17 protein-coding genes are annotated in these 18,236 nt (G+C 66.1%); 7 read left to right on the top strand and 10 right to left on the bottom strand.

What is annotated here, in order from left to right; translation table 11 throughout:
- Positions 1-7: 7 nt before the first annotated feature.
- From MKK63_RS24485 to MKK63_RS24475, 3 genes are all read right to left on the bottom strand, one after another.
- Complete coding sequence (locus MKK63_RS24485; protein ID WP_244006336.1) at positions 8-811, bottom strand: class II aldolase/adducin family protein; 804 nt, start codon at positions 809-811, stop codon at positions 8-10.
- Positions 812-913: 102 nt separating this feature from the next.
- Complete coding sequence (locus MKK63_RS32040; protein ID WP_244006335.1) at positions 914-1,684, bottom strand: IclR family transcriptional regulator; 771 nt, start codon at positions 1,682-1,684, stop codon at positions 914-916.
- A 122-nt stretch (positions 1,685-1,806) separates the two neighbouring features.
- On the bottom strand, positions 1,807-2,700 hold the full coding sequence (locus MKK63_RS24475; protein ID WP_244006334.1) for an amidohydrolase family protein: 894 nt from the start codon (positions 2,698-2,700) through the stop codon (positions 1,807-1,809).
- 318 nt (positions 2,701-3,018) lie between these two features.
- Here MKK63_RS24475 and MKK63_RS24470 point away from each other — a divergent pair, with 318 nt between their 5' ends.
- The 7 genes from MKK63_RS24470 (at position 3,019) to MKK63_RS24440 (ending at position 10,818) form a co-directional block, all read left to right on the top strand.
- Positions 3,019-4,275 (top strand): alpha-hydroxy acid oxidase, encoded by a 1,257-nt coding sequence (locus MKK63_RS24470; RefSeq protein ID WP_244006333.1) that lies wholly within the window; start codon positions 3,019-3,021, stop codon positions 4,273-4,275.
- Positions 4,276-4,296: 21 nt separating this feature from the next.
- On the top strand, positions 4,297-5,280 hold the full coding sequence (locus MKK63_RS24465) for a 2-hydroxyacid dehydrogenase (RefSeq protein ID WP_244006332.1): 984 nt from the start codon (positions 4,297-4,299) through the stop codon (positions 5,278-5,280).
- A gap of 53 nt (positions 5,281-5,333) precedes the next feature.
- Complete coding sequence (locus tag MKK63_RS24460; protein ID WP_244006330.1) at positions 5,334-6,785, top strand: MmgE/PrpD family protein; 1,452 nt, start codon at positions 5,334-5,336, stop codon at positions 6,783-6,785.
- Between the two features lie 113 nt (positions 6,786-6,898).
- Positions 6,899-7,795, top strand: coding sequence for a LysR family transcriptional regulator (locus MKK63_RS24455; protein ID WP_244006328.1), 897 nt, complete (start codon positions 6,899-6,901; stop codon positions 7,793-7,795).
- A gap of 186 nt (positions 7,796-7,981) precedes the next feature.
- Entirely contained in the window at positions 7,982-8,707 is a 726-nt protein-coding gene (locus MKK63_RS24450) for a PIG-L deacetylase family protein (RefSeq protein ID WP_244006326.1), read from the top strand.
- Positions 8,704-9,393 (top strand): 4-carboxy-4-hydroxy-2-oxoadipate aldolase/oxaloacetate decarboxylase, encoded by a 690-nt coding sequence (locus MKK63_RS24445; RefSeq protein ID WP_244006325.1) that lies wholly within the window; start codon positions 8,704-8,706, stop codon positions 9,391-9,393. Before MKK63_RS24450 ends, MKK63_RS24445 begins: the two co-directional genes overlap by 4 nt.
- Before the next feature lie 120 nt (positions 9,394-9,513).
- A complete protein-coding gene (locus MKK63_RS24440) occupies positions 9,514-10,818 on the top strand; it encodes an MFS transporter (RefSeq protein ID WP_244006324.1) in 1,305 nt (434 codons plus the stop codon).
- A 158-nt stretch (positions 10,819-10,976) separates the two neighbouring features.
- On the opposite strand, the gene MKK63_RS24435 is transcribed toward MKK63_RS24440, so the two are convergent.
- From MKK63_RS24435 to MKK63_RS24405, 7 genes are all read right to left on the bottom strand, one after another.
- Positions 10,977-11,309, bottom strand: coding sequence for a hypothetical protein (locus tag MKK63_RS24435; RefSeq protein ID WP_244006323.1), 333 nt, complete (start codon positions 11,307-11,309; stop codon positions 10,977-10,979).
- A 103-nt stretch (positions 11,310-11,412) separates the two neighbouring features.
- Complete coding sequence (locus MKK63_RS24430) at positions 11,413-12,984, bottom strand: DUF927 domain-containing protein (RefSeq protein WP_244006322.1); 1,572 nt, start codon at positions 12,982-12,984, stop codon at positions 11,413-11,415.
- Between the two features lie 345 nt (positions 12,985-13,329).
- Positions 13,330-14,211: a hypothetical protein gene (locus MKK63_RS24425; protein WP_244006321.1), complete on the bottom strand. Its 882-nt coding sequence runs from the start codon at positions 14,209-14,211 to the stop codon at positions 13,330-13,332.
- 195 nt (positions 14,212-14,406) lie between these two features.
- The gene (locus MKK63_RS24420) at positions 14,407-15,831 is read right to left on the bottom strand and encodes a DUF5906 domain-containing protein (protein ID WP_244006319.1); all 1,425 of its coding nucleotides are present in this window, start codon (positions 15,829-15,831) and stop codon (positions 14,407-14,409) included.
- The gene (locus tag MKK63_RS24415; RefSeq protein ID WP_244006318.1) at positions 15,828-16,073 is read right to left on the bottom strand and encodes a helix-turn-helix domain-containing protein; all 246 of its coding nucleotides are present in this window, start codon (positions 16,071-16,073) and stop codon (positions 15,828-15,830) included. The genes MKK63_RS24420 and MKK63_RS24415 overlap by 4 nt, the downstream gene beginning before the upstream one ends.
- Positions 16,074-16,141: 68 nt before the next feature.
- The gene (locus MKK63_RS24410) at positions 16,142-17,095 is read right to left on the bottom strand and encodes a hypothetical protein (RefSeq protein WP_244006317.1); all 954 of its coding nucleotides are present in this window, start codon (positions 17,093-17,095) and stop codon (positions 16,142-16,144) included.
- Positions 17,096-17,202: 107 nt separating this feature from the next.
- Positions 17,203-18,072 carry a site-specific integrase gene (locus MKK63_RS24405; RefSeq protein WP_313901798.1) on the bottom strand — a complete coding sequence of 290 codons (870 nt, stop codon included), beginning with the start codon at positions 18,070-18,072 and terminating at the stop codon, positions 17,203-17,205.
- Positions 18,073-18,236 lie beyond the last annotated feature (164 nt).

Raw genomic sequence — 18,236 nt, 5'->3', positions numbered from 1 at the left:
ACGGCGGTCAGTCCCGGTAGGTCGGATCGATCCGGTCGAGCTTGCGCAGGAGGGCCGGCCATTCGAGCACGCCGAACGGGCGGCGCACCTCCGGCCGGTAGAGGTGGTTGGTCTTGGCGATCACCTCATCCGAGGGCAGGACGAGGTCGGTGCTCGCCGCCATCGCCATGAGTTGCGCCTTGCAGGCGAGTTCCGCGCGGTAGATGTTGCTGAAGGCCTGCGGCACGGTCGGCCCGACGACCAGGAGGCCGTGGTTGCGCAGGATCATCAGGTCGGCGTCGCCGAGATCGTCCACGATGCGCTTCTGTTCTTCGAGATCGACCGCCACGCCCTCGTAATCGTGGTAGGCGACCGTCGAGAACCGCATCGCCGTCTGGGTCATCGGCAGCAGGCCGCACTTCATGGCGGAGATCGCCATGCCGGCCGGCGTGTGCGTGTGGATCACGCAATCGACCTCGTGCCGTGCCCGGTGGACCGCGCTGTGGATCACGAAGCCGGCGCGGTTCACGCCGTAATCGAAGGCGGGCTTGTCGACGATGTTGCCGTCGAAATCGATCTTCACGAGGTTCGAGGCGGAGATCTCCTCGTAGAGCAGACCGTACGCGTTGATCAGGAAGTGCTCCGGCTCGCCGGGGACGCGAACCGAGATGTGGTTCGCGATCATGTCGGTCATGTCCCAGAGGGCGACCAGCCGGTAGCAGGCCGCGAGGTTGACCCGCGCCTCCCACTCCGCGGGCGAAACCTGGTCGCGCAGCGAGGGGAGGTCGAGGTCGTAGCGCTTCCCACGAAGCTCGGCGATGCCGCTCGTCATCCGCTCCTCCCGTTTGTCCGACGCAGGTCCCGCGGGACCCGGCGCATCGGCGTATGTTGACCGGAGGGTCGCTCACTTCCGCAAAATTTACAACCGTGAATTTTAGGGATCGACGCGCGGTGGCCCGACGATGCTGCGCAGGCTCGCGAGGATCCGCTCCCGGTTCGGTTCGAGCCGCGACAGGGGGCCGGCGACCCCGAGGACGGTGGCACGGCCATCGGCCATCTTGGGCGCGAGCACCGCCATGGTCCCGGCGCCCTCGGTGACCTGATTGGCCGACCACGCGAAACCCGCGGCGCGAACCTCTTGGAGGCCGTCCCAGAAGGCGTCGAGATCGAGGGTCACTCCAGCACGCCGGTCGAGTTGCCGGACCAAGCGGGCGATCGCGTCCCGCGACTGGTGGGCCAGCAGCATGCGGCCAGCGGCCGTGGAGTGGATCGGCCGGAACGTACCGGGGTGCAGGTGATAGCGCAGGAGATGGCGCGCCTGGACGACATGGATGTACTGCACGTGAAGATCGTTCTGCATGCCGAGAACGACAGTCTCGCCGGTCGCCTCCTGCAGTGCCTCCATCAGGCGGATCAGCACCCCGTCGCGGAACACGCAGGCCTGCACCCAGGCGCCGAGCATCGCCACCCGCATGGTCGGACTGTAGGTGCGACGCTCGAAGTCGTAAGACAGATAATCGAGGGCCAGCAGGCTCTTGAGAAGGGCCAGGGTGCTGGAGGCCGGATAGCCCAGCGCCAACGCGATCTCGGTGAGCGATTGCGGGCACTGGACGCGGTCAAAATGCTCCAGCACCTCGACCACGCGGCGGGCCGACTTGACGGCCGCGCCCTGCGCCTCGGGCGGGATGTCCGCACGTAGGGTCACGAGGCCCACACCACGAGCATTCTATTCACATATATGAAACACATGCCCCAGTCCGGCCGACCCGCTCCTTCGACGACCGGTTGTTGATACCGGAAGGCGCGGAATCCCGGTAGCGGCGGCGCTCACCGGAAGCCGTAGAGCGTGGCCGGGTTGTCCACCAGGATGCGGCGCAGGCTCCGGTCATCCGTCCAGCGCCGCAGCGCCCGCAGCAGATCCGCATCCGACGGGACGCCCAGGTCGGTCGCGTCGCCGAAATAGTTGATGTGCGGCCAGTCACTGCCCCAGACGAGGCGCTCCGGATTGGCCGTGATCAGCGCCGCGGCGAAGGGATCGACGTCGTCGTAGGGGGAACCCGCCGCGGTGAGGCGGTCCGCCCCCGAGATCTTCGTCCAGGCAGCCCCGTCCGCCACGAGGCGGCACAGCTGCGTGAAGCCCGGATCGTCGACGCCACGCGCCGTGCTCATGCGGCCCATATGGTCGATCACCACCGGCATGCCGCTGGCGGCGAGGGACGGCCAGAGCTCGAGCAGGTCCGGCGCGTGCAGCCACGCCTGGAGGTGCCAGCCCCGCGCCCGCAGCCGCGGCGCGAGCGCCCTCAAAGCCTCCAGCCCCATGCCGTTGCGGTAGACCTGACGGCCGTCCCGCCGGAACAGGTTGACGCGCACGCCGCGCACGCCGGCTGCCGTCAGGGCGTCGAGTTCGACCTCGCTGACGCCGTCGGACAGGACCGCGACGCCGCGCAGGCGGTCGGGCGCCCGCGCGAGCGCATCCAGCATGGCGCGGTTGTCGGCCCCGTAGGCGCTGGCGGTGACGATCACGCACCGGGCGAAGCCCATGGCGTCGAGCTGGCTCAGGAGGGCCGCGCCGTCGTTCTCCGGCGGCGTGTAGCTGCGATCCTCCGCCAGGGGGTAGCGCGCGTAGGGCCCGAACACGTGGGTGTGGCTGTCGCATGCACCTTCCGGCAGCGCAAAGCCCAGCGGCGCTGACGCCTGCGGAGCGAGGCAGTCGCGGCTCATGGGCGTCCTCCGGCTTGATTCTGGCAGCCTTGATGGCCTGCTGCAGATGCGGCCACAATGCACGGATATAAATTTTCTGAGGCAACATCGGCGTTATCCCGGCACGCCGTCCGTCACCACAACACGGTTTCACTCCACTCTTGTGCGCTTACAGACTTCGTCGCGCTCAGTCACCCATTGCGCACAACGCGGCTGTCTCGAAAGAACTGGACCTATGGACAGCCGGCAGCCGATCTTACACACTTGTGAAACACGCGGCTAGGGTTCCGCCGCCTTGCGGGCATCGCGACACCCAGCCCAGCACCGAACGGACGATCGATGGCGTCAGGCGCCCAGAAACTGCCCGGCCGCACGGAAGCGATCCCCGGCACGGCGGCGACCGAGACCGCCAGGACGGCGCGCCGGCGCGGCAAGCCCGTTGCGCTGGCCCTGGCGGATTACGAGGCGGCAGCGCGGCGGCACCTGCCGCGGCCCGTATTCGGCTACATCGCGGGCGCCGCGGAAACCAATGCGGCGCGCGACGACAACCGGCGGGCGCTGCGCGAGGTCGGGTTCGTGCCGCGGGTTTTGGTCGGGGTCGGTGCACGCACATCCGCCGCGACGGTGCTCGGCCGGGATTATGCCGCGCCGTTCGGCATCGCCCCGATGGGCCTGAGTGCGCTTGCCGCCTATCGCGGGGACATCGTGCTGGCGGCGGCTGCGCGGGCGGCGCGGGTGCCGATGATCATGAGCGGCTCGTCCCTCATCCGCATGGAGGACGTGATCCCGCACAACCCGGACGCGTGGTTCCAGGCTTACTTGCCCGCAGAGCCCGATCGGATCGCCGCCCTGGTCGACCGGGTGGCGGAAGCGGGCTTCGGCACGCTGGTCGTGACCGTCGACACCGTTGTCTCCGGCAACCGCGAGAACATCACCCGCACCGGCTTCTCGACGCCGCTCCGGCCGAGCCTGCGCCTTGCCCTCGACGGGCTCGCATGCCCGCGCTGGACCGCGGGCACGTTCCTGCGCACGCTGGCGCGCCACGGCATGCCGCATTTCGAGAATTCCTACGCGGAGCGGGGGGCGCCGATCCTGTCCGCCTCGGTGCTGCGAGATTTCGGCAACCGCGACCACCTGTGCTGGGACCACCTGCGGCTGGTGCGGGCGCGCTGGCGCGGCCGGCTGGTGATCAAGGGAATCATGGCGGCGGCCGACGCCGTCGCGGCCCTGGATCTCGGCGCCGATGGGGTGATCCTGTCGAACCACGGCGGCCGGCAGCTCGACGCCACGGTCTCGCCCTTTCGCACCCTGCCGGCGGTCGTCGCGGCGCTCGGCGGGACGATCCCGGTGATGATCGACAGCGGCTTCCGCCGCGGCACGGACGTGCTGAAGGCGCTGGCGCTGGGCGCCGCCTTCGTGTTCGTCGGACGGCCGTTCCTCTACGCCGCCGCAGTCGGCGGCCAGTCCGAGGTCGAGCGCGCGATCGCGATCCTGAAGGATGAGATCGTGCGCAACATGGGCCTGCTCGGCGTGAACGCCCTGTCCGAGCTCGGGTCCGATCGCCTGTACCCCGTCCCGGCCGGGCCGCAGACCTGAATGTCGGAGGAGGGAGCGCGCATGAGCGATCGGTCGTCGAAGCGCGGCGAAGCGGGCGGGCTGAAGCCGGACGTGCTCCTGGCGATCGACCTCGCGCCCTTCGCCCTCGACCGGTTGAAGGCTCGCTTCACCGTGCACCAGGCCGTCACGCCCGAGGCCCGCACCGACCTCGCCGCGCGGGCGGGCGACCGCATCCGGGCCATCGTGACGAACGGGACGACGCCGATCCCGGCCGTTCTGATCGCGGCGCTGCCGAATCTCGGGATCATCTGCGCACAGGGCGTCGGCCATGAGGGCGTCGACCTGCCGGCGGCCCAGGCACGCGGGATCGTCATCACGCACGGCACGGGCATCAACGCGGGCTGCGTGGCCGATCACGCCCTCGCCCTGTTCCTGGCGGTGCTGCGCGACATCCCGCGCTTCGACGCCGCCGTCCGGTCGGGCCGCTGGCGGGAGGGCGGGACCGCCCGGCCGGGGGCGCAGGGCAGGCGCGCCGGCATCCTGGGGCTCGGCGGGATCGGCAGCCGCATCGCCCGGCGCTGCGCCGGCTTCGACATGGCGGTGCGCTACCACAACCGCCGGCCGGTCCCGGACGTGCCGTGGGACTACGCCCCGAGCCTCGGCGATCTCTGCGCCTGGGCGGACGTGCTTTTCGTGGCACTGCCGGGCGGCGCTGCGACCCGTCACTGCGTCGGCCGCGCGGCCCTCGACGCCCTCGGCCCTGGCGGCTTCCTCATCAATGTCGGGCGCGGCTCGGTCGTGGACACCGAGGCCCTGATCGAGGCCCTGGAGGCGTGCCGCCTCGCCGGGGCGGCGCTCGACGTGATCGAGGGCGAGCCTGCGGTGCCGGCTTCCCTGTGCGCGCTGCCGAACGTGGTGCTGTCGCCCCACATCGCCGGGCGCTCGCCGGAGACCCTGGAGGCGACGATCGGTCAGGTCGTGGCCAACCTCACCGCCTTCTTCGCGGGCGAGCCCGTCCTCTCGCCGATCCCCGAGCGCGCCTGAACCGCGCGCACCACGAACCGTCCGGAGCAAAGATGTCACCGAGAGGCAATCCGATGCGCGCGAGCCGCCGCGCCCTGCTGCGCGGCGCCGGTGCTGGCGCCGTCTTGGGGGCCGCGCCGCTGCGCGCCCTGGCGGCGACAGGCACCATCAGCCCCGTCATGGCGAAGCTCAGCGCCTACATGGCCGAGGCCGCGGACCAGCCGCTTCCGGACGCGGTCGTCGAGGCGGCCAAGCACCACATCCTCGACACCTTCGCCGCCATGGTGTCGGGCTCCGGCCTGCTGCCGGCCAAGGCCGCCTACAGCTTCGCGGCCTCCTACGGCGGCTCCGGCAACGCGACGCTCGTCGCTTCCAGAGCCACGGCCGACCCGCTCGTGGCGGCGCTGGTCAACGGCATGCTGGCGCATTCGGACGAGACCGACGATTCGAACGAGTTCTCGCAGTCGCATCCGGGCGCGCCGATCGTGCCGGCGGCGCTCGCCGCCGCGGAGAAATTCGGGATCGACGGCACGCGCTTCCTGCGCGCCGTGACGCTCGGCTACGATGTCGGCCCGCGGGTCACCCTCAGCTTCGACGCGATCCCGTTCCGCAACACCAGCCACAAGAGCACCCACGCCATCGCGGGGGCCTTCGGGGCCGCAGCAGCGGCTGCCTGCACCGCCGGGCTCGACGCGCAACAGATGCGCTGGGTCCTCGATTATGCGGCCCAGCAATCCTCCGGGATCGGCGCCTGGACCCGCGACACGCAGCACATCGAAAAGTCCTTCGTGTTCGCCGGGATGCCCGCGCGCAGCGGCCTCACCGCGGCGCTGATGGTAAAGGCGGGATGCACCGGCATCGACGACATCTTCTCGGGCGCCGACAATTACTTCCTGGCCTACGCGCCCGATGGCCGCCTGGATGCGCTGACGGCCGAGCTGGGCGCGCGCTACGAGATCTCCCGCACCAACATCAAGAAATGGACGGTGGGCTCGCCGATCCAGGCCCCGCTCGATGCCTTGAGCAACATCCTGCGGCGCCGGTCCGTCGACCCCGAAGCCATCGGATCGGTCACCGTCCGCGTCGCCCACACCGAGGCCCGGGTCGTCGACAACCGCGACATGCCCGACATCTGCCTCCAGCACATGGTGGCGATCATGCTGCTCGACGGGACGGCCTCGTTCCAGGCGGCGCATGACAAGGACCGCATGGCCGATCCGACGGTGCTGCGGATGCGCGCCAAGGTCCGGCTGATCCCGAGCGACGAGCTGGAGCGCCTCGAGCCAGCGCGCGCCGCCATCGTGGAGATCGCGCTGAACGACGGGACGGTCCTGTCCGACACGGTGCTGGCGGTCCGCGGCACGGCCGACAACCCGATGCCGCGCGCGGAAGTGGTAAGCAAGTGCCGCGATCTGATGGCGCCGGTCCTCGGCGCGGACAAGACGTCCCGGCTGATCGACACCGTCCTCGCCCTCGAGTCGGTGGGGACCATGCGCGACGTCGCCGGCCTGCTGCGCCTGAGCTGATCGGGCCCCGCGACCGCCGCCCTGGACACGTTACGCGCTGCGCGCAATTCCGGCCCGGCTCTGGCGAAGCGATCGCATGTCGCGGCGCGAGGGGCGCGGGGCTGCGAGGGGTGATGGAGCGGATCGACTTTCTGGGCCTTCAAGCCTTCCTCAGCATTGCCAACTGGGGAAGCTTCAACCGGGCCGCGGCCAGCCTCAGCCTCTCGCAGGCGGCCCTGAGCCACCGCCTGAAGAAGCTGGAGGACGAGCTCGGCGTCAGGCTGGTTGCGCGGACGACGCGGCAGGTCACGCTAACGGCCGCCGGTGTCGAGCTTCTGCCGAGCGCGCAGCGCATCGTCGACGAGCTCTCCCAGATCTTCGGGACGCTGCGGCGGCAGGGCCGCGAGAGCCAGGACGTCGTCCGGTTCGGCTGCCTGCCGACGATCGCCGGCCACCATCTCCCCGTCATCCTGCGGGGGTTCAGCGCCGCCCACCCGGGCGTGCTGGTCCGCGTCCTTGATCAATCGGCCACCGCGATCATCGAGCGGGTGCGGGCAGGCGAGGCTGAGTTCGGCATCACCATCATGTCGGCCCAGCACTACGACCTCGACATCACGCCCATCCACCAGGAAGCCTTCGTGGTGGTGTGCCGGGCCGATCACGCGCTCGCCGGCGCGAAGGTGGTGACGTGGTCCGAGCTGGACCGCGAGATCCTGATCAAGATCGGGGAGCAGACCGGCAACAACCTGCTCATCGCGGCGGGGCTGGGGGGACGCTACGCCGACGTGACCTGGGCCTACGAGGTGCACCGCGTCGCCACCGCGATCGGCATGGTGCGCGGGGGCCTGGGCGTGACCGTCGTGCCGCGCCTCGCCTTTCAGGCCGCCGATGAGGGAAAGATCGTCGCCGTGCCGCTCCGGGCCCCGAGCATCGCGCGGACGATCGGCATCGTGACGCGCCGCAATCACACCCTGTCGCCGGTGGCGGAGAGCTTGGCGCGCATGATCCAGGCGTACTTCAACGCGCTCTGACCGCGCTGCCTCCCGGCACGAGCCGGTCCGGTGGCATCGTGCCGATGTGCGCCGAGCCAGCGAGCATTATTCGATAAGCCGCATCAATAGCCTCAATCTATTCATTTGTTTGCTCGGACTGACGGCGATAGCTCTGCATGCACGATAGTGCGCGAGAAGCGACGCACGCTCCGGGAGAGATGAGACATGGCGGCTGCAACCCGATCGGGCCTCGTCGTGACAGCCCATCCGGGCGATTTCGTCTGGCGCGCCGGCGGCGCCATCGCCCTGCACGCGGCCAAGGGCTACCGGATGAAGATCGTCTGCCTGTCGTTCGGCGAGCGCGGCGAGAGCCAGTGGGCCTGGAAGAAGGCGGGCACGCGGGTCGAGGACGTGAAGGCCCAGCGCCGCGCCGAGGCCGAGGAGGCGGCCGGCATTCTCGGCGCCGAAATCGAGTTCCTCGACGTCGGCGACTATCCCCTGCGCGTTGGCGAGGCCGTCCTCGACCGGCTCGTCGACGTCTATCGCGAGGAGCGTCCGGCCTTCGTGCTGACCCACGCCCTCGAAGACCCCTACAATTTCGACCATCCTGTCGCCGCCCACGTGGCGCAGGAGGCCCGGGTGATCGCCCAGGCCGCCGGGCACAAGCCGGACCCGGACCGCAGCTACGCCGCGCCGCCCGTGTTCCTGTTCGAGCCGCACCAGCCGGAGCAGTGCAATTTCAAGCCCCAGGTCATCCTGAACATCGATGCCGTGTGGGAGACCAAGTTCCGCGCGTTCCAAGTGCTCGCCGCGCAGAAGCACCTCTGGGAATACTACACGCGCGTCGCGCTCAACCGCGGCGTCCAGGGCGGCCGCAACTCCGGAACGGCGATGACCTACGGGGAGGCCTATCAGCGCCTCTTCCCGATGACGCTCGAGGAATTGGCATGAGCAACGTCGTCGTCCGCAACATCCCCCGCGTCGCGCCGGCCGTCGCCGCGACGCTCGCCGGGCACGGCGTCTCCACGGTCCACGAGGCGCAGGGGCGGACCGGCCTCCTGAAGACCTACATGCGTCCGGTCTGGGAGGGCGCCGCGATCGCCGGCAGCGCCGTCACCGTGCTGGCGCAGCCCGGCGACAACTGGATGCTGCATGTGGCCGTCGAGCAGTGCCGCCCCGGCGACGTCCTGGTGGTGGCCTGCACGACCGACAACACCGACGGCATGTTCGGCGACCTGCTTGCCACATCGCTGAAGGCGCGCGGCGCCGTCGGCCTCGTGATCGACGCGGGCTGCCGCGACGTGCGCGCACTCAAGGAGATGGGGTTCCCGGTATGGTCGCGGGCGATCTCGGCCAAGGGCACGGTCAAGGCGACGCTGGGCAGCGTCAACGTGCCCGTGGTCTGCGCCGGCGCCCTGGTCCGGCCGGGCGACGCGATCGTGGCGGACGATGACGGTGTCGTGGTCGTACCGCACGCCGAGGCCGAAGCCGTCGCCGCGAAGGCGGACGCGCGGGCCGCGAACGAAGTCACCAAGCGCGCCCGGCTCGCCGCCGGAGAACTCGGTCTCGACATCTACGGGATGCGCCCGGCGCTGGCGGCCGCCGGCCTCGAATACCACGACGATCCGCAGGACTGACGAACGCCCGGACAGAGGCCGGCCGACCGTCCGCGAAGAGACGGCGCCGGCTGCATTGTGCAGCCCGCCCGGCCTGCGGGCGACCGGCGCGCGATCCTGCATGGCCGGAGGAGACGCAACATGATGAAGCTCGGCTGGTACCACACGCTCGATCGGACCGAGCGCCGAACCTACTGGGCCTGCTTCGCGGGGTTCGGGCTCGACGCCATGGACACCACGATCTACGCCCTCGTCATCCCGGCGCTGATCGCGACGCTCGGCCTGACGCAGGCCGAGGCCGGATACCTTGCCACGGCCTCCCTCGCCGGGGCTGCGGTCGGCGGCTGGGCCGCCGGCATCCTGGCCGACCGGATCGGCCGGGTCAGGATCCTGCAGGTCACCATCCTGATGGTCGCGGGTTTCACCTGCCTGGCGGCGTTCATGATCGACTTCTGGTCCCTCGCCCTCGTCCGCTTCCTCCAGGGACTCGGCTACGGCGGCGAGGCCGCGGTCGGCGGGGTCCTGATCAGCGAGGTGATCCGTCCGGCCCTGCGAGGGCGGGTCGCGGCCTCCGTCCAGAGCAGCTACGCGGTCGGCTACGCGATCTCGGTCAGCCTCCTGCCGGTCATCGCATCCCTGTTCTCCGAGGAGACGGGCTGGCGCGTCTTCTTCGCCATCGGCATCATCCCGGCAGGCCTCGTCTTCTTCATCCGCCGGCTCGTCCCGGAATCCGGAATCTACGCCGAGGCGCGGGCGGCTCAGCGCGCTGGTGTCGTGCCGCCGCCGTTCTGGACGATCTTTACGGGCCGGAACCTGCGCCGCACGGCTGCCGCCGCGATCATGTCGACCGGCATCTTCGGCGGCGCCTACGTGATGATCACGTGGCTGCCGACCTACCTGCGCACGGCGCTCGGCCTCTCGATCAAGTCGAGCACCGGCTATCTCGCGATGAACATCCTCGGCTCCCTGGTCGGCCCGCTCCTCTACGGCTGGCTGTCGGACCGGATCGGCCGCCGCCCGGCCTTCATGACCTTCCTTGTGCTGCAATCCAGCAACGTCGCGATCCTACTGCTCGCGCCGATCGGCCTCACCACGACCATCGTTTTGAGCTTCTTCCTGGGCGCGTTCCAGGGGGCCCTGGCCTCGGGCATGCTGCCGACCTTCGCGGAATTGTTCCCCACGTCGATCCGGGCGAGCGGCCAGGGCTTCTGCCTCGGGGGCGGGCGCGGCTTCGGTTCGGTCGTGCCCGCCACGGTGGGCCTCCTGTCCGCGAGCTGGCCGCTGGGGACGGCGATGGGCGCCTGCGCCCTCTGCGCCTACGGGGTCGCCTTCTGCGCGGCGCTGCTCATGCCGGAAACAGCCGGAACGGATCTTCACGACCAGAGTGGCGGGCAGGCACCTGCGGTCGGACAAACTCAACACGCGTCGAGAATCGTGTCGGCATAGCTCTGTAATCGGGCAGCGGCTTCTCAACCTTTGTGGCCGAAAGCCGCTGGTCCGCTTTCGGCCAAACCTTGCAATAAAATCCCGAGATCGCTCTGCGTGAAGGTTGCCGCGTGGCGACCGCTCGCGTCTCAGCTGCGAGCGGCCGCCGCGAAGCAGATCTATTTGGGCGTGCCCTTGGCCGAAATCAGTGAGCCATCGTCTGCCTTGGCGTCCTCCTCGGCGCTAAATTGCTCAGGACAAAGCGACGCGAGCTTGGCAGCATCGGCGAGCATAGCGGCGCAGGCAGCGACTTCCTGTACCATCTCGTTCGTAAGACGGGGCTTGCGGCGGAGGCGACGGCTCAGTTTCTTCAGGTCGCAGGCCGCATTCATCACCAACGCCATGGCACCCGTATATGGCGAGTCGCTACGCGGAATGAGGTCATATCGCTCGGCGATCTCCCAAGCCCATTCGGGCAGATCGTCGGGATCAAGGAGGGTCATGTCGTTCATCGTCGTGGCTCCGTAGCGCACGACGCCCGTCGCCGTGCCGGTACCTTTACGCGACCGAGTTAAGGAACAGCGCGACCATTCGAAGGCTCTGCGGCCGCAATACTTAGGAAGTAAAATGTCCAAGCTTGATGCAGTAGACGCGACCCTCCTGACAGATGGTCTTTGGAGTTTTAATCGTCAGCTTCGGGGTGCGACCGCCCTCGGTCTGCGCCAAACCTGCATCACGCAGCCTCCGCATTAACGCTCCATGGTCTTGGAAGGTGCACTGAAAGCGTGTTGCTGGAACCAGCAGTTCGACATCGTCGCCGATCCGTCGGAGAAAACCAGCGGCGTCTTCAAAATCGGCCGTCGACAAGGGAGCGGCCAGATCAGAGACCTCGACCAGGGCAGCCCGATGAGCCTCAACGTAGGCAAGCATTGAAGCATGTGGATCTGCAACCCGCGGCGCTTCCTTGTTTGCCGCAGCGCGCGCCACATCCTGGATCAGATGCAACGGCGAGCCCCACTCCTTCGGGAGGACGCCGAAGCGTTGAGCCAATGCGGCCGCAACCGCTGCGAGGGCGAAGCTCTTCTGCACACGCGCCGATCCTACCGGCACTCTGTCCTCGCGTATGTAGCTTTTGAGGTTATTTTCGATGACCTCTATCAAGCGCGACTCGTCACGCTCGGCTGCTCGCACGAGATGCTTGACGAAAGCTCGACCGACCATTCCCCAGTAATCGTCAGCGACCGCGACCATCGCCTCGCTTGCGGCTCGCGCGCTCTCATATCCCGGCGGCAAGAAAGTAAACCCGCCATGTGGCGCCTCGGGCGCAATGCGAATGGTAATGCGTCGAGATTGAAGGGCGCTTCTCACCTGTACGCTGCCGTTCACAAGGTCGGCGAGCGCTGCGTTCGTCGTGCTGAGCATGGCCAAGCGTGTGTGCTCGCCCTGTGCTGCGTCGCCTAAACGCCGCCGGCTTCCCGTCGCAGCAACTTTGAACACCATCTGATGCGCAAAGTCCTCTCGATCCTTTTGCGATGCGCCTGCCAGATTGGCCTCGTCAAGGAAAAGGAGGCTGTCACCGTGGTTGAGTTTAAGCGTATCTAGAAAATTGACTGTTAGGTCAAAGCTCTCGCCGCCGCCACAGTCGCTTTCGGGATTGCCAGCCCACACCGAGGCGGCGAGCACGCCCATGCTGCTCTTGCCGGTCTCAGGATCGCCGACGATCTCCGCCTGCGAATTGATATAGCCGCGTGGTGCGAAGCGTAGCAGAGGCCCGATAAGCGCGAACGCGATGACGAAAAAGGGGAGCGGCTGCCGCGTAGCAAAGGGCGCTACGGCGATCTGCCAGTCTTCGAGTGAACCGCGCGGCGTGAACTTGGGATGCGGTTCGAAGGCCACTATGACCTCTCGCGTGTCGAAACGCGGCGACGCTCGTGTTCCGTCGCCGAACACGTAGAAGCCTTGCAGCCAGCCCGGCCGTGCGGCGACGAGCGCCTCACGATAATCAGTGTGCGCCTCGATCTCGCGCTTTAAGCCATTCTGCGCACCGGGCGTGAGGTATTGAGCGCCGACTTTAGACAGCCGAGAAAACACCTCACGCGGATCGGCAATGAGGTCGGCGACGGCAAACCACAACGCACGTTGAGGGGTGCCATAGCGGATCCAAGGACCACCGTGCTGATCGCGCACGGCATCGAGAATGCTCGGTGCAGCAGGAGCTATCGGTCGGTCACGAATTGGCGGTGTCGCTCGGCGGGTGGACTCCGGGATGGATCGGCGGCTCGGCACGGCAGCGGAATGGCGTGGCTTCGTACTCATGATAAACTCCTTCGAGCGGATTACGACCGGCGGCTCGACAACTGAGGGCTTCCCACCTTCCCACCTTGATGAACGACGACCTGCAATTGGCCCGTGATACAGCGCAGTGTTGTCACCCCCATGCGCAGTGTTGTTACCCCCTAGCCCATGCTTTGGCCGTTCTACCGCACCGAAGAGCCGAACCATGACCCTTTTCACCCCATAGAGGGCACCTGTTCAGCTCACGCCCTTCACGAATAAACACAGCCGCTTCATCGCCGCCGAGCCGCCATTGCGCCGCGACCAGCAGTCATGGGTTACGACCAGATCGGTGAACTTCTGTCGGTCAAGCCAGAGCAGAACCTGGGTGGCGTAGGGTTCAGGGATGCGTTGGGGATCGCGCACCCGCTTCGGTTTTCCACCGATCTGGATGACGGGGCGGCTCGGCCAGTAGCTTTTTGCGAGGTAGCTGAGCTGGACGACTCGGTCGCCGACACGGGAGCGCCGCACCGGTGCCGCGCCGGTCGGGGTGACCGTGTAGCCTTTGATAATTTTCGCCCGTAGACCCTTTTGCAGCGCCGCCGCCTTCGCCGCCGGCGTCACGAGGTGAAAGTGCAGCTGGTACTGGCCGGAGCTTGGCTCAAACTCGCCATGCAGCACTACGAACAGCGGCCCTGGAACCTTAAAAACCCCTGCCCGATCCAAGTGCCGCCGGAACTGCGCCTTGAGCTTCGCCGCCGTCGCCCCATCAAGCTCGGCCGGAGTGAGCCTCCAGCCGGCGTAGATCACTGTCACGGTGCGCAGCTCAGCATCTGGGTACTCGGCGAAAGCGTCGAGCAGCGCGCCATTCAGGCCTTCCCGGATCGCGCGCATCCGCAGCGATGAGGCGACGGTCGGGGGCGGGACGCTCTGCGCAACTCCATTCTCCAGGCGTTCGGCGAGGCTGTCGACAGCTACTGTGTCGAGCGTCGGGTGACCGACCCGCGGCGAGAGCTGCTTGGCCAGCCACAGGCGCGCCGCGATGTTCAACCAGTTCGTCGGGCCCGGCCGGTTCAGCACCCGGCGCATTCGTTGTGCCCGCAGGCGATCTTCCCTGGCAGCCTCAACCGCGGTTTCCAAGCCCTCAGGCAACCCCGCGGGGTTGCCTGAGGGCTTCGAAGCCGTAGCGGCTTCCTCACGATGCAGCTTGATGAGGCCTGCTCGCGTGCGCGTCGTGGCACCTGTGCCCGACTGCCGCACGGCACGCCTCGCAAAATTTGAGGGCAGGATTGGCCTCGCCATCGCTGATGTCCTGATCGGAAGGCGTTTTGGTGCTCAGCGCTTGGGTGTCGGCTGAACGAGCGGCGCTGTCTGCTGATCCGGCTCAGCGATGACACGCACATCGACTGTGGCTGCCCCGACCCGCACCTGCACCGCGTAACCTTTACCGGCTGCCGGAAGCTTGATGTTGATGCTGAGATCGGCCGCGTCTTGGTCGGCTCCGACGGGAGAGGTCACATGGGCCTCGCCAAGGCTCTTCCCGGGTTTGGAGGTCGGCGGTCCGGGCTTAGAGGTCCGCCCTGGCCCCCTAGTCGAACGGATTGCCATTGGGGCGATGTCTGATGATGCGTCTGTCGCCTCGACCCACCACGCCTCGCTCGCTCGGTTCACCGCCTCGGGCAGGTCGAACTTCCACCCCCGCTGGCTGACCCGTTGCAGACCCTCCAGCGCTCGGTTCAGCACCCCTGAGCGTTCCGTTTCCCAGATGCGAGGAAAGAGCGTCCGGTCAGCCTCCTCGCTCGTGAATTGCCGCTCGAAGGGAATGACGGTGAGGCGGCGGCGGAAGCCGTGCGAGGTATCGCGCAGGTGAGGTACGTCATTGCACAGGAGCAGCGGCAACGCCCCAACCCGAAACTCGAAGGCCTCGCGATGCTTCGGCTCGCCGGTGACGACCTTGGCTTCGCTGATCGTTTTCAGCAGGCCATCTGGCAGGATTGTCCCGACCGCTACGTCGTCGTCGAGGAACAGAGCCTTGTCGGCCAGATGGCCGCGCATGAATCTATTGCTGGCTAGTTCACCCACCGGCATCGCTGCCACGCGCTCGCAACCGAGCAGGCGGACAAGCAAGCCGGCGAGGGCAGTTTTGCCATCGCTACCGGCGCCCCAACCGACGAAGATCCGCGCGTCAGGTCGGGCGGGCTGCAGCAAGTAGCCGGCAAACTCGTGCCAAAAGTCGACTAGGGCGGCCGACGACATCGAATCTGAAAAGATCTCGCGCAGCGCGCGGTCGTAGAGGGGACAGACAGCCTTCGGGTCGTAGGCCACGTCGAGGCAGTAACGCAGGCCTGAAGCGGCATTGTGAGGTCGGCATTCGACTGAACCATCGGGGGTGATCCATAATTCCCCGTTGGCGACGTTGATGACGGGTGGAGGCTCGTTAAGGCGCGAGCGATCCGTGCCGGTCGCCTGCCGCATTTTCAGGAGTTCGATCACTTCACGGGTGACCGCACGAGGCCGCTGCTGACCTCGGCCTGTCCCCAAATGTAGATGCTGGAGAACCATCCCGCCGAGTTCAGCTTCGGACAGGGGGATCCAGTGCGTGCCGCTGAACCGAAGAAATTCGCTGTCGGTGCAGGTCAGGTACGCGCCACGTGCAAAAATGTCGTCAACTACCAGCTGCCCAATGCTCAGTGCATCCAGCGTTTCAAGTTCTCGGACTGCCGGTCGTGTCACTGAGCAAAGCACAGGATTGTCGCTCATGGCGCGACATCCTTCGCAGCCGGAATTTGTATCGTCTCTAAAGCCTCAATGAAACGCTCAAGCTCGTCTGAGCGAACAAAGGTCCGGCATCCAAGCTTCACAGCGCTTAGTTGGTGGCCCTTCAGAAGTTCATAAAAACGCGTACGCTTGATGCCGAGGAGCGCGCAAGCCTCCGATACAGAGAGAAGCCGCACGCTAAGCGGCGGAGGAAAGCTGACGGGAGTGGCCGATAGCGAACGCATCCGGACGGTAGAGCATGCATTCGAACACTATGCCGTCTGACAGGGAAAAATCAGCTATGGCGCGCCTGTCAGACACGGCGGCGTGACCGCGGGTTCCCTGTCACCAGCACAGACGTACTCAGATTGGCGTCTTCCAATTGTTGGAGGACAGACCTCGCCATTTCCTGGAGAGCGGCGCTTCGCGCATTGAGCCTTTCTTGGTCGGCCGGAGATTCTAGTCCTTGGCTTTTCAAATAATCCTGGGCTATCTCAGACAGCTTTTTTGCTGTAGGTGGATTGCTTTTATTGTGTCCGGTTAATGATATGTAGCGCCAAATGACGGCCGGGATTTCTGCGCGTCCTTTCTCACGATATATTTTGTAGCGGTCCAACCATTCCTGGCCTGGTATATCTTCGTAGGTAATAAGTTTGCGCAGAGCCGTTTGTGGAAAAGTAATATACAACGGTATTGCAATTTGCCTGTCACCTATTTGGTAGATCTCTTCGAGTGGCAAATCACGTCTTGGCAACCACGAGTTATCCCTAAGATATTCATTGGCAATGGATATTTTTGAGCCTATCCAGTCAACTCTAGCATCTGCTCCCGCTAATGCCCAGTATTCAGGCTTGATGCTAAGTTGACGTAGTCTTGGGTGGTCATCTTCGCTCCACAGCGGGTCAATCTCATCATCTTCTGGAGCCTCTAGGCTCACATCCTCTATATCCTCCTGGCCCAACAGCGAGTGCGGAGAGGTGCGGGCCTGCAGCAATGCGGGAGCCATTATATAAACGGATGCCTCGAAGATTTGACGTTGTAGGCCTGAGAGGACCTGACTTCGGACAGTCGAGGCAAGATCCTGTCCACTGCCTGCCAAATACGAAGGTTCACAGTGATTCAGTTTGCTGCGATCACTTTCAGTCCAGCCAGTGTCATACAATAATTTTCCGATGCGATCTATAAAGATTGAGGCTCGTTCGTGCGTTTGCTCTGAAAATACAGATTTAGGCGATAACCTGCTTCGAAAAACCGCGCGGCGTGCCATCGGCCGATCTGCCTTCCGATTTTTTGAGAATTATGCGTTCGGCGAAACAGTCTCGGGCCGCAGATTTTTGGGATTCTAGCTTAGTTGCGGGTTTTGCTGGCCTGGAGCTAGAAACGCGCACCACGCTGCCATAAGCGCACGACGCTTCGCCAAGTTGTCGCCCCGTCGGTACGCCTGTTCGGCCTTGTCGCCCACGGCATGCGCAAGTGCCGCTTCCGCAACCTCTGGGGGAACTCGGTGCAATCACCTGCCCAATCTCGGAATGACGAGCGGAAGCCGTGCGTCGTCGCTTTGACTTTCATGCGTTCAAGGAGCGCATCGAACGCACCGGTCGAGAGGTGTCGGTCGCTCCGGTAACCTTCGAATATATAGGCTCCGCGGCGAATCTGTTCCATCTCAGTGAGGATCGCTAGGGCGCGGTCACTGAGGGGTACGCGGTGGTCGCGTTCAGCCTTCATCCGTGCGGCGGGCACCGTCCATAGCTTGGCCGTTACATCGATTTCATCCCATCTCGCACCGACAACTTCACCAACACGGGCTGCGGTTAAGATCGCAAGCTCCAGCGCGCGCGCCGCAATCCCATCCCGGCAACGTAGATCCGCGACAAACGCCGGGACTGTCTCGTAAGCGAGCGCAGTGTGGTGCCCGCGGGTGAGCTTGCGCCGTTTAGAGAGGAGCTGATCCAAATGACCGCGCCAGCGGGCCGGGTTTTCGCCTGTGCGCAGCCCCTTCGCCGTGGCGGCGTCCAACACCTTTTCAATGCGCCCACGAACGCGCGAGGCGGTTTCCGCTTTCGTGGTCCAGATCGGCTGCAGCACGGCAAGCAGGTCGTCGGTGGTGATCGCGTCGAGAGGCTTGGAGCGGAGGCTGGCAGCGTAGGTGTTAAGCGTGCTCGTCCACTGAGCGGCGTGCTTCGTGTTGCGGAAGCCCTTGGCTAACTCGGGCACGAGCTGATCCGCAAAGGCACCGAACGTCATGATTGGAGCCGCAGGTGCCCCGTTTGGTCAGCCCCCATTGAAGTGGTCCGCCCTTTGGTATGGCTTTTGAGCCTGGAGGACGGACGAGATGGCAAAATACCCGAAGCCCGAGGAGATCGTCGCGAAGCTACGTCAGGCGGACGTGCTGATCTCACAGGGCCAGA

The sequence above is a fragment of the Methylobacterium sp. J-088 genome, from assembly GCF_022829295.1.
Lineage (GTDB): Bacteria > Pseudomonadota > Alphaproteobacteria > Rhizobiales > Beijerinckiaceae > Methylobacterium.
This window is presented reverse-complemented; position numbering and strand designations above follow the sequence as displayed.